The sequence below is a fragment of the Microbispora sp. NPDC088329 genome (genome assembly GCF_040685655.1).
Lineage (GTDB): Bacteria > Actinomycetota > Actinomycetes > Streptosporangiales > Streptosporangiaceae > Microbispora.
The window spans coordinates 1-13,742 of sequence record NZ_JBFBIP010000049.1; the positions used below are offsets into that span (position 1 = coordinate 1).

At 70.9% G+C, this 13,742-nt stretch carries 11 protein-coding genes and 1 pseudogene; 5 read left to right on the forward strand and 7 right to left on the reverse strand.

All coding sequences use genetic code 11. From position 1 onward, the window contains the following. Window positions 1-94 (reverse strand): annotated as a pseudogene (locus AB0O28_RS39425) (DNA-binding response regulator); the annotation flags it as partial. Between the two features lie 65 nt (window positions 95-159). Continuing rightward, the gene (locus tag AB0O28_RS39430; protein WP_363648089.1) at window positions 160-1,563 is read right to left on the reverse strand and encodes an NERD domain-containing protein kinase family protein; all 1,404 of its coding nucleotides are present in this window, start codon (window positions 1,561-1,563) and stop codon (window positions 160-162) included. Between the two features lie 232 nt (window positions 1,564-1,795). On the opposite strand from AB0O28_RS39430, the gene AB0O28_RS39435 reads away from it, so the two are divergent. Next, a complete protein-coding gene (locus AB0O28_RS39435) occupies window positions 1,796-2,842 on the forward strand; it encodes an NAD-dependent epimerase/dehydratase family protein (protein ID WP_363648091.1) in 1,047 nt (348 codons plus the stop codon). Between the two features lie 62 nt (window positions 2,843-2,904). After that, a complete protein-coding gene (locus AB0O28_RS39440; protein ID WP_363648093.1) occupies window positions 2,905-3,153 on the forward strand; it encodes a hypothetical protein in 249 nt (82 codons plus the stop codon). Window positions 3,154-4,101: 948 nt separating this feature from the next. Here AB0O28_RS39440 and AB0O28_RS39445 read toward each other — a convergent pair. Continuing rightward, complete coding sequence (locus AB0O28_RS39445) at window positions 4,102-4,545, reverse strand: ATP-binding protein (protein WP_363648095.1); 444 nt, start codon at window positions 4,543-4,545, stop codon at window positions 4,102-4,104. Window positions 4,546-4,631: 86 nt separating this feature from the next. Continuing rightward, window positions 4,632-5,030 (reverse strand): STAS domain-containing protein, encoded by a 399-nt coding sequence (locus AB0O28_RS39450; protein WP_363648097.1) that lies wholly within the window; start codon window positions 5,028-5,030, stop codon window positions 4,632-4,634. Between the two features lie 233 nt (window positions 5,031-5,263). Here AB0O28_RS39450 and AB0O28_RS39455 point away from each other — a divergent pair, with 233 nt between their 5' ends. Beyond that, window positions 5,264-6,445, forward strand: coding sequence for a glutamate--cysteine ligase (locus tag AB0O28_RS39455; RefSeq protein WP_363648099.1), 1,182 nt, complete (start codon window positions 5,264-5,266; stop codon window positions 6,443-6,445). 23 nt (window positions 6,446-6,468) lie between these two features. On the opposite strand, the gene AB0O28_RS39460 is transcribed toward AB0O28_RS39455, so the two are convergent. Both AB0O28_RS39460 and AB0O28_RS39465 read right to left on the reverse strand, forming a co-directional pair. Beyond that, window positions 6,469-7,917: an aminotransferase class I/II-fold pyridoxal phosphate-dependent enzyme gene (locus AB0O28_RS39460; RefSeq protein WP_363648101.1), complete on the reverse strand. Its 1,449-nt coding sequence runs from the start codon at window positions 7,915-7,917 to the stop codon at window positions 6,469-6,471. Between the two features lie 167 nt (window positions 7,918-8,084). Further along, on the reverse strand, window positions 8,085-8,483 hold the full coding sequence (locus tag AB0O28_RS39465; RefSeq protein WP_363648103.1) for an STAS domain-containing protein: 399 nt from the start codon (window positions 8,481-8,483) through the stop codon (window positions 8,085-8,087). 529 nt (window positions 8,484-9,012) lie between these two features. Here AB0O28_RS39465 and AB0O28_RS39470 point away from each other — a divergent pair. Beyond that, window positions 9,013-9,390 carry a hypothetical protein gene (locus tag AB0O28_RS39470; protein WP_363648105.1) on the forward strand — a complete coding sequence of 126 codons (378 nt, stop codon included), beginning with the start codon at window positions 9,013-9,015 and terminating at the stop codon, window positions 9,388-9,390. Window positions 9,391-9,400: 10 nt separating this feature from the next. Here AB0O28_RS39470 and AB0O28_RS39475 read toward each other — a convergent pair whose 3' ends face one another. Further along, window positions 9,401-11,311 carry a beta-galactosidase gene (locus AB0O28_RS39475; protein WP_363648107.1) on the reverse strand — a complete coding sequence of 637 codons (1,911 nt, stop codon included), beginning with the start codon at window positions 11,309-11,311 and terminating at the stop codon, window positions 9,401-9,403. Between the two features lie 88 nt (window positions 11,312-11,399). Between AB0O28_RS39475 and AB0O28_RS39480 the strand changes: the two genes are divergently transcribed. After that, window positions 11,400-13,592 (forward strand): glycoside hydrolase N-terminal domain-containing protein, encoded by a 2,193-nt coding sequence (locus AB0O28_RS39480; protein WP_363648109.1) that lies wholly within the window; start codon window positions 11,400-11,402, stop codon window positions 13,590-13,592. Window positions 13,593-13,742 lie beyond the last annotated feature (150 nt).

Sequence of the window (13,742 nt, forward strand, 5' to 3'; positions counted from 1 at the left end):
CGCCGACGACCTCGATGTCGTCCTCCGCCTCCAGCAACGCCGCCACACCGCGCCGTACGACCTCATGGTCGTCCACCAGGAACACCCGAATCATGACCCGGACGTTAGCCGCTCCCCGCCCACCGGTGAAGTGACGAAGGTCCCCACCCGCGCCACGAGTCAGCGGCGGGACAGACGGCGCAGGGCGCTCCTGATCCTGCCGCCGAACGGCGCGCGCCGCCCGGGCTGGGTGTCGCGGGCCATACGCAGCTCCGCGAGAGCCGTGACCGCGTCCGGGCGCTTGGCCGGTGTGGGGTCGCGCATCCGCCGTACGAGGTCCATGACCTCGGGGGCGACGCCGCCGGCGTCCGGCTCGGCGTCGACGCCGGGCGCGGGCAGCTCGCCGGTGAGGAGCTGGAAGGCGATGACCCCGGCCGAGTACACGTCGGCGGCCGGGGTCATCCGGTCGGGGCGGGCCCGGCATTCGGGGGCGACGTAGTGGACGTCGAGGATGTTGGGCAGCTCGTTGGCCACGGTGTGCTTGCGGGGGCCGGGCTTGGCGTAGTCGAAGCCGGTCAGCATCGCGTTGCCGCCGTCGGTGACGAGCACGCAGGCGGGGGTCAGCGACCGATGGATGACGTTGTTGGCGTGGACGTGCGCCAGGCCGTCCAGCATGTCCTCCATGACGCCGAGCTTGGCGTCGATACCCAGCTTCCGCCCGGTCAGGTGCAGGTGCAGGGCCTGCCCGTGGACGTCGTCGAGCACGAGCACGAACCGGCTCTCGTCGTCGATCGCGAAGAAGTCCCTCGATCGTACGACGCAGGGGTGCGGCGGGATCTTGGCCAGCGACTGGTAGGCGTTGGCGATCCGGCGCTGCTCGGCCACCCGCCGCCGCTGCTCGGCCATCGGGTCGGCGCGGTAGACCCGCAGCAGCACGGTCCCGCTGGTCGGGGCGGTCGCGTTGACGGCGCGGTATTCGGTGACCCGGCTGTCGCCGCCGAGTTGCTCTTCCACCTCCCAGTTGCCGAAGCGCGGCGGCGCGGTCGAGCGGCGCACGGTGCCGTTCAGCGCCTCGATGATCGCCGTGCGGTACGGCCCCGCGTCCCGGCTGCATCCGTGCCTCACCCGGGAGACGTCGCTGAGCATGGGGATGAGCCCGGCGATCGTGGTGACGTGCCGGGCGTCGCGCCCGCTGGGGTCGACGAGGACGGCTCCGGAGGCGGTCAGCACCACCACGTTGTCGACGTACAACCGCTCCAGCTCGCGGTGTTCCTCGATCAGCAGGCCCTTGAGAGCCCGTGCGGTGCCGCGCAGCTTGGCCACCGGCGAGCCGAACGCCTCCCGGTGCTGGGGGAACCACCGGTTGCCGGACACCTCGAACCGGCCCCGGGCTCCCTTCACGTCGATCACCACGAGGGAGTGGCCGGTGAGCACCACCACGTCCACCTCGAACAGGTCGGCGCCGCGGGGAACCTCGATGTTGTGCAGCAGCAGCCAGTCGTCAGGGGCGTTGTCCCGCAGGTGGGCGATGACCCTTCGCTCGGCGTCATTGACGGGGCGTCCGCCACCGACGATCTGAGCCATCTCTGCTGCTCCGCCTCTCTGACCAGATTGAGAACTTAATCCTCCTAGGTAGCGGTATTCCCGCGCCACCACTGATTCCCCCGCATTGTTCCAGGAGAAATCTGGAGCTCCCGCATCCGGCCCACCCCGCCGGCCGGTCGCGGGGCCGCATGATCGGGCACCTGCCGGGGATGGGCGTATAGCGAACTTGTGTCTGGTTTGTGGCAGCTATCGCCAGGAAACGGATTATTTCATGCGAGTTGTCGTGGTTGGTGCGAGCGGAAACGTCGGTACGAGCGTGCTCACCGCGCTCGAGTCCGAGGCGAGCGTGACCTCGATCGTCGGGGTGGCCAGGCGGATGCCGGGCTGGTGTCCGGCGAAGACCGAGTGGCGCACGGCCGACGTCTTCCGGGACGACCTCGATCCGATCTTCAGCGGCGCCGACGCGGTTGTGCACCTGGCCTGGCTGTTCCAGCCCACGCACGACCCGGTCACCACCTGGAACTCCAACGTGCTCGGGAGCATGCGCGTCTTCGACGCCGCCGCCCGGGCCGGGGTCTCGGTCCTCGTCCACTCGTCGTCCGTGGGGGCGTACTCGCCGGGGCCCAAGGACCCGCCCGTCGACGAGTCCTGGCCGACGCACGGCTGGCCGAACGCGGCGTACGGCCGGGAGAAGGCCTACGTCGAGCGCGTGCTCGACGTCTTCGAGCGCGACCACCAGGACATCCGCGTGGTGCGGATGCGCCCCGGGTTCATCTTCAAGGAGGAGGCCGCCACCGAGCAGCGACGGCTGTTCGCCGGGCCGTTCCTGCCGCAGCGGCTGGTGCGGCCGGAGCTGATCCCGTTCGTGCCGGACATGCCGCGCCTGCGGTTCCAGGCCCTCCACTCCTGGGACGCCGGCGAGGCGTTCCGGCTGGCGCTCACCCGCGACGTGCGGGGGGCGTTCAACATCGCCGCCGGCCCGGTGATCGACCCCTCCGTGCTGGCGGACCTGCTCGGCGCGCGGAAGGTGCCGGTCCCGGCCGCGATCGTGCGTACGGCGGTGTCGGCGGGCTGGCACCTGCGGCTGATCCCGGCCTCGCCCGGCATGGTGGAGATGGTCCTGCAGATTCCGATCATGGATGTCTCCCGTGCCCGTGAGGAACTGGGCTGGCAGCCCCGGCACAGCGCGGTGGACGCCCTGCGCGCGGCGATCGAGGGCATGCGGCGCGGCGCGGGCATGGAGACCCCGCCGCTCGCGCCCGACTCGGGCAGGGAGCGGGTCAAGGAGGTCACGACGGGCGTGGGCTTGCGGCCGTAGAGGTCACCCGGACGCCGATCCGGACACCAGGCCCGACACCATGCCGACACCAGGGAGGCGCGATGGCGCTGCTGGACCCCGACTGCGTACGGCGGCTGCTTGAGTCGGCCGACCCGGACGTCGCGCTGGTCTTCGTCCGGGGCGAGTGCCTCGTGCTGCCGCTCGACCGGATCGACGAGAGGCACCGCAAGCTCGTGGTGGTGCGCCGCGCGGACCTTCCCGAGGCCCAGGGGGACGAGCCGGTGACGGAGGAACGGGTGGAGGCGCTCACCCGGTGCCTCGAGAACGTGGCACGTGATCTGGGCGCCTGAATCCGCCACCCGCGGTTGATGCGTGACCACGGCGTCACGTTCGGTAACATCGTCACCGGCATCCCCCATCCGCCCGCGGTCTCCGACGCCATGTGGACGTGGCGTGGGCGGCCGGATATGCCGCCTGATGCCGTCCTCTGAGACAAATGACGGCGTGTCGCGCGCTGGCCCAAAATTCCGGAAAGCGCCGCGGACAAATCAGACAGGCAACTACGCATCACGGGACAAACCAGGATAAAAAACTATCGCAACCCGTGATCTGATCGTCACTCTTCGTACGGAACCTCGAATGCCGCTCGTATTCGTTGCGTGCACGGTGGGTCACCTGTGAACATCAGGGAAAGGTCCGGAATCCCTCCTACCGGGTCGGCGGCGCGACGGCGGCGGGGATTCCGCCCATGCGCGCTTCGGCCCGGCCGGGAACGGATTCCTGATCGGGCCGATCGACACGTCCGAGACGTCGATCTCGGACAGCGCATATGGGGAGGGGGCCCCGATGACTGCTATCAGGCCCCGCGGGAGCGGGGGACGCCGTCACGAAGGGCGGATTCACGACCCGGAATTCGGCTCGTGGATCGGCGAGGTGGCCAGAGCGGTCCGGGACGTGGTTGACAGCACACCCCGGACCATCCGCCTCTGCGCCCTGATCGCGGTTGCCGCCGCGTCATGGGCATTCCTCAGGTAGCCGTCCAGCAGCCATGAGGAGGTGGTCGCGGACCCAGGTTAAGGCGGCCGGAGACCCGTGACGGCCCGGTTTACGGGATCGGGACGATACCCAGGGCCAACCCGGGGGTCGACCGGGGGTGAACCAAGGAGAACCGAGGAGAACCGAGGTGACCCGAGGTGACCCGAGGTGAACCAAGGGGGGCCACGGTTGGCCGGGCCCCCGCCTGGGTCCGCGACAGGATCGCGGGGCACGTGCGGATTCCGCCCGTGCCCCGCACGCGTTCAGACCGGGCTGGCGCTGTGCCCGAGAGAGGCGGCGCCTCCGTCCCCATTGTCCGCGACGCCGTCGTCGACCCGCATGGACAGCCGGATCGTCGACTGACCGGGGATCCGGTCGATGGTCACCGAATCGCACAACTCGCCCATGAGCCACAGGCCGAATCCGCGGTCGCCGCGGCCGCTGGGCCGCTCGTTCGGGACGGCGCCGGCCCGGAGGACGCCGACGTGGTCGGCGACGTCGACGGCGAGCACGCCGCCGTCGCAGGAGATGGCCAAAGTGCCGACTCCTCCACCGTGTTCGAGCACGTTGATGGCCGCCTCGTTGGCGGCGATGACGAGGTCGTCCAGCCGGGGGCCGGCGAGACCCGCCTGCACGGCGTACCGCTGGATGTTCTCGCGCAGCGTCGCGAGATCATCCGTTATCGGCCACTGCCGGCGGTGATCCACCACTGTCCTCCTCGCCGCTGCCTTTCCTGGCTGAATCTTCCGCCCGATTTCTTCGAGGCTACCGTCTTGTTACCCGTCGACTGCCTTCACCTGGGTGTGGACCGTGCCGCGACCGCGTCCACGGCCTCCGCCAGGCCCGGCGCGACGGTGAAGGCGTTGATCAGCCCGGTGATCCTGAAGATTCTCGCCAACCGGGCGTTCATGCCCGCCAGAGTCACCGCGCCGTCGCGCTCCTGCAGCAGCTTGCGTACGGACAGCAGGATCCGGATGCCCGTGGAGTCGCAGAAGTCGAGGCCGCTCAGGTCGAGGACGAGCTCGCTGTGCCCCTCACCGAGAACCCCCTCGACGTCCGTACGCAGCAGCTCGGCGTTCGTGTAGTCGAGGGCGCCGGCGAGCGAGACGACCAGCACGTGGTCGGCGAGGGGGCCGGCCACGGGGCCGGCGAGGGGCGTGGAGACGGGAGTCAGTACGACGGCGGCGGTCACGAGCACACCTCGGCGGACGCTGCGGGGACGGTCGGGCGGTGAAATCGGGCGGTGGGGGGCGGGGGTCAGGCGTCAGTCTAGAGCAGCCATGCCGCGGGGGCGGGGCGTACGGCCTGCGGAGACTGCTCCGACACGGACGGACGGTCAAGAAACGCCATATGTGGTTTTTCGCGGCGTGGTCGGGGGGAATGGGGGACTAACCTGCTGGACCCTCCTGCCGAAGAAGATCGCTCATGCCAGACGTGACAAGGGAGGTCCAGTTCGACACCGTGCACGGACCCTCCCTCGTCGCGCAGGCAACCGCGAGTCCGGCGACACTCACGCTCGGAGTCGAGGAGGAGTTCCTGCTCGTCGACCCGCGAACCGGACGGGTCGTCCCCGCGGCGCGGGAGATCCGCGCGCGGGCGGCCGGGCCGGGGGCGGACCGGCTGGTGTTCGAACTGACACAGTTCCAACTGGAAAGCAACAGCGCCGTGCACAGCACGCTGCGTGACCTGCACGGCGACCTGCTGGAGATGCGCCGCGCCGCCGACGGCGCCGCCGCGAGCGCGGGACTCGGCCTGCTGGCATGCGGCGCGCCCCTGGACGGCAACGCCGGGGTGCCGCCCCTGTCCTCGTGCCCCCGCTACCAGGCCATGCATCGCGAGTTCGGCGCGGTCATGGACGGGCAGGGCGTCTGCGGCTGCCACATCCACGTCGGCATCGCGGACCGCGAGGAGGCGGTGCGGGTCAGCAACCACCTGCGGCCCTGGCTCCCGGTCCTGCAGGCGCTGGCGGCCAACTCGCCGATCGCGGACGGCCGGGACACCCGCTACGCGAGCTGGCGGGCGCTGATGATGGGCAGGTGGCCGAGCGCGGAGCCGCCGCCGTTCTTCCGATCTCTGCGGCACTACGAGAGCCTCGTCGACGGCATGCTGACCGGCGGCACGATCATGGACCGGGGGATGATCTACTGGCTCGTCCGCCTGTCCGATCACGTCCCGACGCTGGAGATCCGCGCGGCCGACGTGTGCCCGACCGCGGGAGAGGCCGTGATGCTGGCCGGGCTGGTGCGAGGGCTGGCGGAGACGGCGTTGCGCGATGTGCGGGCCGGCGTGCCCGCCCCCGAGGTCGAGGACACCCTGCTGCGGGCGGCCTACTGGCGGGCCGCCCGCGACGGTGTGGACGGCGAGGCGTTCGACCTGTTCACGGGGGTTCGGGTGCCCGGCTGGCGCCTGGTGGACCGCCTGCTCGATCACGTGCGGCCGGTGCTGGAGGAGAACGGCGACTGGGCGCCGCTCACCCTCCAGCTCGACCGGCTACGGCACAGCGGCTCGGGGGCGGCGCGTCAGCGGGCGGCGTACGCCCGGCACGGCCGGCTGAGTGACGTCGCCGAAGCGCTCATGGCACAGACGGTCGCCGCCCACTGGACCTGAACGGACCCGAAACCCGCGTTCCGTCACTCCGCCACGACGCGCAGGGTCTTCAGGCTGGGATCGCTCACGTCCGGGATGTTCATGCCGCCTTCGAGTCCACTGGTCAGGTAGCTCAGCACCGGCTGGGTGATGCGCTCACCCGGGCACAGGGCGGGCGCGCCGGGCGGGTACGGCGTGACCATCTCGGCCACGATGCGGCCCACCGCCTGGCCGGTGGGCACGACCTCGACCCGCCCGAAGAACGCGTCCCTGGGCAGCATGGCGATCTCCAGCTCCAGCTCGCCCGGCTCGGGCACGTCGATCCTGGCCGCCGGCGGCAGGTCGGTGGCCGACGACAGCGCGCGTAGCGCGTCGAGCAGCACGCCGACCGTCTCCTCGCTGTCGGCGACGGTGATCTCGGCGCTGACGCGGCGGTGGTCGCTCAGCGAGAGATTGACGTGACAGCGCTCGCGCACCCAGTCGGCGGCGTGGTAGCCGTCGACGCCGAGACCCGAGACGTCGACCACGATCTTCAGCGGGTCCATGTCGAACGCGCGGGTGTTCTCCTTGCTCAGCACCCACAGGCCGTGCATCTTGTCGATCTCTCTGCGGACCGACTCCGCGAGCTCCAGCGTGCGGTCGAGCAGGCCCTTGCCGCGCTCCACCATCTGCCTGCGCCAGCCGTCGAGTGCCGCGTAGATCAGCGTCGAGGGGCTGGTCGTGCCGAGCAGATCCTCACGGGCCTTGAGCACGGCCGGGTCCACTCGGTTGCCCTGCAGATGGAACACCGAGCTCTGCTCAAGCCCGTTGCCCATCTTGTGGACACTCGTCACGCACACGTCCGCTCCGGCGTTCATGCCCCACGTGGGCAGGTCCTCGTGGAACGGCAGGTGGGCGCCCCACGCCTCGTCCACGATGAACGTCCGGTCGTACCTGCGGCACACCTCGTTGATGCCCTCCAGGTTGCCGCAGGTGCCGTAGTCCACCGGGCTGGCGACGATGACGCCCTTGGCGTCGGGGGCCGCCCTGAACGCGTCTTCGACCGCCTCCGGCCTGGGGGGATATGACATGTGCAGATCGCCGTCCCAGTCCCCGTGCACCCAGATGGGCTGGACGCCGCTCAGGATCAGTGCCGAGATGACCGACTTGTGGGCGTTGCGGGCGACCAGCAGCTTCTCCCCTGGACCGGCCACGGAGAGCATGGCGCTCTTGACCGAGAGGGAACTGCCGCAGGTGGAGAAGAACGCCTGCTCGGCGTTGACCGCCTCCGCCATGAGCTGCTGCGCCTCTTCGAGCACGCCGTTGCTCTGCAGCCGGTTGTCCAGGCCGTTCATGACCATCACGTCGTCTCTGAAGAGGTCCTCGCCCAGGACCTCCAGGACCCGTGGATCCACCCCCCGCCCCTGCTTGTGACCCGGAGGCGTGAAGCTGATGTCTCCTCGCCGGCGGTACGCGGTGAGCGCCTCCAGCACGGGTGCGCGGGACTGGTCCATGTCCGTGTTCCTCCCCTGGACGGGCCCTGAACGACTCGGGGCCGTTCCCCTCGTCCGCGCGTACCCGGACCTGACCGGCACAAACGACCACGGCGGGCCGTCAGAGGCCCCCGCCCCTCGGCGAGAGGGCGGGGGCCGGCGGTCAAACGATCGGACCGGTCAAACGATCAGACCATGGACACATCGTGCGAGTTCGTCACCACCATGGCGGCGACGGCCTCGACGGGCGTGCCGTCGATGATGAACGTGTCGCGCAGCCGGGTCGCCGCAAGGACGATCTTCAAGATGCCGTGAACTCCGGTGAGCCGCATCGCACCGGAGGCCTTCTCGATGTCGTCCCGGGCGTCCAGCAGCGCTTCCAGGCCGCAGGAGTCGCAGAACCGCAGGCCGGACGCATCCACCACGATCTTGGTGCGACCCTGGCGGACAAGATTCCTGATCGCCTTGCGGAGCCCGTCCCCGCTGGCGATGTCGAGTTCACCTCGCAGCACGACCACGACGGCCGGCTGGTGATCGCTCACAGTAATCTCGAGCTGCTGCGTTGTCATATACGCGCCTTCATCCATATTTTTCGGGCGTACTGTCTTGAACGACGCTACCCGGCAGAGTGTCAGGTCTCAGTAATGCGCGACGGTCGATGGTATGCGAGTCCGTCTGGCAATCCCACTCTTGCCCCACGTTGTGGCAAATAGGTAAAGAGATCGGGCTTTGTGGCGATCTCTGGCGACATGTCCCGAACGATTCGGGATCACGGGGATCCCTTGTCCTGTAGGCGATTGCGGCCTGCGGGAGATCGCCGGAGGCGCCGGCCGGGGGCGGGATCCGCTGCCGCCGTCGTGGTCTCGTGGGATGGAGACTGGACTGGTTCAAACATACCAGCTCGCCAGATAAATGAGGCGTAACCTCTTTTTCTCCGGAGAATGCTTACTTTTCCCACACGCTCTTGGCGGGCGCATTACCATTCATGCCAAGTCCGCCGCCCGGAACCGCCGAGCGGTCGAAGGACGGCCGATCCATGATCTCCATCGGTGCGTGGCCCGTCCGTGCGTGGGTAGAGGGCCCGTTCCCGGAAGTACGGTGAACGGGAGGACCGGCATGGCGGACGAGATCACCGCGGGCAGGATCGCGGCGCGGGCACTGGCGGCCAGGACACCCGGCTGGATGGTCTGGTACGGCGAGCGCACCGGAAGTTTCTGGGCCGTCCCCCGGGTGGCGACGGCGATCGTGCCCCGCCTGCTGGAGGCGCCGACGGCGGACGACCTGGAAGAGGAGATCCGGCAGGCCGAGGGCCGCCCCGCGCGAGAGCAGACGCGGGAGCAGACGCGGCCCGGGGAGCAGAGCCCCACTCAGCAGGCCACCACCCAGGAGGCCACCACCCAGGAGGCCACCACTCAGCAGACCGTCAGGGAGGCCGCCCGTCACCGCCGGTCGGCCGCCGAGACGCCGGCCCCCCGGATCCCGGTCAGCCGCTGACGGCACGCTCTCACGTCGCCCGCACGACCACGCACTGGCCGGGGTTCAGGACGCCGGTGACGGGCTCGCCGCTGATCAGGTCGGTGCCGTGGACCGGCACGGGCTGCTCGTCCTGGGTGTGGTTGAGAGCGAAGACCCGGTCCCGCCGCCGGACGATCTCGACGCCCGGTGCACCGCTGCCGGCCAGGCCGGCGCGGGCGAGGACACCCGCGTAGCCGGAATCGCCGAGCCGCGTCGAGACGTACCACGCCATGCCCTCGCCGAGGCGGCGGCGCGTGACGGCGGGCCCGCCGCCGGGGTAGCGGGCGACCGCCTCGGCCCCGTCCAGGTGGACGACCTCGCTCCAGGCGGTCGCGACGCCGAAGTCCGTGAGGGTCACGGCGTCCGCCAGCGGGCGGAACTCCTCCACGCGGACGCCGAGGATCTCCCGCAACGCCCCCGGGTAGCCGCCCGGCCTGATCCGGGTGTGCTCGTCGGCGATCCCGCTGAAGAACGACACGACGAGCGTGCCGCCACCCCGCACGTACGTCCCGAGGTCGCGGGCGGCCTCGTCGGAGATCAGGTAAAGGCTCGGCACGAGGACGGCCCGATACGCCGACAGGTCGTGCGAGGGGTGGGCGAAGCAGGTCGTGACGCCCTGCCGCCACAGCACCCGGTGGGCCTGTTCGACGGCCGCGAGACAGTCGAGCTCGGCCGACGGCAGGCCAGGCGCCTGGACGGCCCACCACGCCTCCTCATCCCACAGGATCGCGACCTCCGCCTCGACGAGTGGCTCATCGGCCGGCTCATCAGGGGGGATCCGCTTCAGCGCCTCGCCGAGGGCGCACACCTCGCGGAAGACGCGGGAGTCCGGGCCGGTGTGCGGGACCATGCCGGGATGCCACTGCTCTGCGCCGCCGAGGGAGGCGCGCCACTGGAAGAACATGACACCCTTCGCGCCCCTGGCGACGTGCTGCAGGCTGTGCCTGGCGATCTCGCCGGGCTCCTTGGCCGTCATGCGGGGGCCCGTCACATATCCCGTCGCCTGCTCCATCAGCAGCCAGGGCCGTCCGTCCGCCCAGGAGCGGGCCAGGTCGGCGGCGAACGCGGTCTGCTCGGCCGCCGCGGTGCCCCGCCCCGACGGGTAGTGATCGACGGCGACCAGGTCCACCTCGCGCGACCACTTCCAGTGGTCGATCGACGCCCAGCCGGCCAGCACGTAGTTGGTGGTGACGGGCACCTCGGGGGTCAGTTCGCGCAGCAGGTCGCGCTGCTCACGGAAGTGCGCGAGCATCTCGTCGGAGACGAACCGGCGGAAGTCGAGCGCCTGCGCGGGATTCGGGAGATACTGCGTCGCCCGGGGCGGGGTGATCTGCGCCCAGTCCGAGTAGTGCTGGCCCCAGAAGGCGGTCGTCCAGGCGTCGTTGAGGGCGTCGAGGCCGCCGTATCGCTCCCGCAGCCAGGTGCGGAACGCCGCCGCGGCGTGGTCGCAGTGGCAGGGCGTGCCGTACTCGTTGTGCACGTGCCACATGGCCAGCGCGGGGTGGTCGCGATAGCGCTCGCCGAGAGCGCGGGTGATCCGCAGCGACGCCGCGCGGTACGCCGGGGCGCTCACGCAGTAGGTGTCACGGCTGCCGTGCGTGAGCCGTACGCCGTCCCGGGTGACGGTGAGGGCGTCGGGATGCGCCAGGGAGAACCACGGCGGGGGAGAGGCGGTCGGGACGGCCAGATCCACCCGGATCCCGCCGTCGGCGAGCAGGTCGAGCACTCGGTCGAGCCAGCCGAAGGTGTGGCGGCCCTCGGACGGCTCCAGCAGTGACCAGGCGAAGACGCCGACGGTGACGAGGGTGACCCCGGCGCGGCGCATGAGCGCGACGTCCTCGGCCCAGACCTCCTCGGGCCACTGCTCCGGGTTGTAGTCCCCGCCGTACCAGAGCGGCATGCACGTGCCCTTCTTCAGGCTGGCCCTTCTTCAGGCTGGCCCTTCTTCAGGCTGGCCCTTTTTTAGGCCGGATGCCAAACTAATTCGGGTGGATCATGGAGTCAACGGCTTCGTCTCGCGCACCCGCCCGGACGACTGGGAGCACGCGCTGATCAGCGGGAACGGCCGTCAGGGCGCTCTGGTCCACGGCGCGGGACCCGAGATGCGGGTCACGCTCTCACACGAGCGGTTGTTCCTGCCCACGCTGCCGCCGATCGACCCGCCGGAGACCGCCCGGGTCCTGCCGGAGCTGCGCGCGCTGCTGTACGCGGGGCGGTTCGCGCGGGCGGCCGAGCGCGTGATGGAGGTGGCCGTCGAGCAGGATCCCGGCTACGCCGCCCTGCGCCGGATCGACCCGCTGATCGGCGCCGCGGCCCTGACGTACACGCACGTGATGTCGCCGGAGGGCTACGAGCGGGGCTGCGACTTCACGACCGGGCTGGTGACCCAGGAATGGCCCGGGGTCCTCAGGCAGGAGGTCTTCGTCTCCCGCGCCCACGACGTCGTGGTGATCCGCCTCCTGGGCGACGTCTCGGGGACCCTCGCGCTCGCGCCGGTCGCCGGGGAGCCCCCGGCTCCGGTCACGTACGCGACGCTGGTCGCCCTCGACCGGCTGGAGTTGACCGGCGAGTTCTCCCGGCAGGGGGTTCGGGGGCAGGGGGCCGTCACGGGATACACCGTCGAGTGCCGCGTCCACGCCGACGGCGGTCGTCCGCGGGTAGGCGGCGGCGTGCTTGAGGTGCGCGGCGCACGGTCCGTCACGATCCTCGCCAGGACCGTCGTCCACCCGGCCGCGCGGGAGCCGTACCCGCTGGACCGGATCGTCGCCGACGCCGACCGGCTCCTGCGGGAGCACGCCGCGCTCCACGGCGACCTGTTCGGCCGCGTACGGCTCCGCCTCGGCGGTGCCGATCCGCGCCCGGAAAGCGAGGAGCTGCTGGCGCGCGGCGGGCCCGAGCTGGCCGAGGCCGTCTTCGCGGCGGCGAGATACGCGATCGTCTCCAGCGTGGGGGAGCTGCCGCCGACCCTGCAGGGGGTGTGGAGCGGGACGTTCCGGCCGCCGTGGCAGTCCGGCTACACCCTCGACGGCAACCTGCAGGCGGCGGTCGCCGGGCTGCTCGCCACCGGCACGCCCGAGCTCCTGCTTCCGGTCTTCGACCTGCTCGAACGCCTCCTGCCCGACTTCCGGGACAACGCCGGCAGACTGTACGGCTGCCGGGGGATCCTCGTGCCGGCCCACGTCTCGACGCACGGCAGGCACAACCACTTCCACCCGACGTGGTGCCTGACCTTCTGGACGGCGGGGGCGGCCTGGCTGTCGCGGCTCTACTACGACTACTACGACCACACCGGCGACCTCGGTTTCCTCCGGGAGCGTGCGCTGCCGTTCATGACCGAGTCGGCAGAGTTCTACGAGGACTTCCTGGACGAGCACGGGAACTTCGCGCCCTCCTACTCGCCGGAGAACGCCCCTTCCGGGGGTGGGGGCCAGGCGTGCGTCAACGCCACGATGGACATCGCCGCCGTACGCGACCTGCTGCGCAACCTCACCCGGGCCCATGAGGAGCTGTCCCTCGATCCGAGCCGGTGGCGGGCCCTGCGCGGCCGGCTGCCGGCGTACCGGATCGCGCCCACCGGCGAGCTGTCGGAGTGGGCGCCGCCGCCCGGTCTCACTTTGAAGGACAACCACGCCCACCGGCACGCCTCGCACCTCTACCCGTTCTGGTACGACACCGGCGAGGCCGCCGATCCGGCCCTGCGCGCCGCGGGGGCCGAGGCCGTACGGAAACGGCTGGCGTGGTGGCGGGGAGCCGAATCGGACGAGATGGCGTTCGGCCTGGTCCAGCTGGGCCTGGCCGCCGCGAACCTCGGCATGACGGCGGAGGCGTCGCAGGCCCTCGACCTGCTGGTCACCCGTTATTGGCGGGCCACCATGGTCTCCACCCACAACCGCGACGCCGTTTTCAATGTGGACGTGTGCGGCGGGGTCCCCGCGCTGGTCGCCGCGATGCTGCTGCGCTCGGAGGACGACCGCCTCGGCCTGCTTCCGGCCTGCCCCTGGCCGTCCGGGGAGGTCCGCGGCCTGCGCGCCAGGCGCGGGGTCGTCGTCGAGTGCCTGACCTGGTCCCCCGGCCGCGTCGAGGCCGTCCTCACCGCTCCCGCCCCGCGCCGCCTCACCGTCACCACCCCGTACGGCCCGCCCGCGACCGTCACCGCCCCCTGCGTCGTGGCAGCGCCATGAACAGCGCCGTAGACAGCGCCATGAACAGGGGGCGGGTGACGGGGATCCGGTCCGCTCAGACCTCGTCGACGGTCATCGCGCCCTCGTGGGGACGCCGGGACAGGTCGATGCCGAGCTCCTCCGCCGCGCGGAAGACGTCCTCGTCGGTGT

Bases quoted from the DNA above. Each gene is read 5' to 3' on its own strand.
- AB0O28_RS39430 (WP_363648089.1), bottom strand. From the start codon at position 1,563: ATGGCTCAGATCGTCGGTGGCGGACGCCCCGTCAATGACGCCGAGCGA.
- AB0O28_RS39435 (WP_363648091.1), top strand. From the start codon at position 1,796: ATGCGAGTTGTCGTGGTTGGTGCGAGCGGAAACGTCGGTACGAGCGTG.
- AB0O28_RS39440 (WP_363648093.1), top strand. From the start codon at position 2,905: ATGGCGCTGCTGGACCCCGACTGCGTACGGCGGCTGCTTGAGTCGGCC.
- AB0O28_RS39455 (WP_363648099.1), top strand. From the start codon at position 5,264: ATGCCAGACGTGACAAGGGAGGTCCAGTTCGACACCGTGCACGGACCC.
- AB0O28_RS39460 (WP_363648101.1), bottom strand. From the start codon at position 7,917: ATGGACCAGTCCCGCGCACCCGTGCTGGAGGCGCTCACCGCGTACCGC.
- AB0O28_RS39465 (WP_363648103.1), bottom strand. From the start codon at position 8,483: ATGGATGAAGGCGCGTATATGACAACGCAGCAGCTCGAGATTACTGTG.
- AB0O28_RS39470 (WP_363648105.1), top strand. From the start codon at position 9,013: ATGGCGGACGAGATCACCGCGGGCAGGATCGCGGCGCGGGCACTGGCG.
- AB0O28_RS39475 (WP_363648107.1), bottom strand. From the start codon at position 11,311: ATGCCGCTCTGGTACGGCGGGGACTACAACCCGGAGCAGTGGCCCGAG.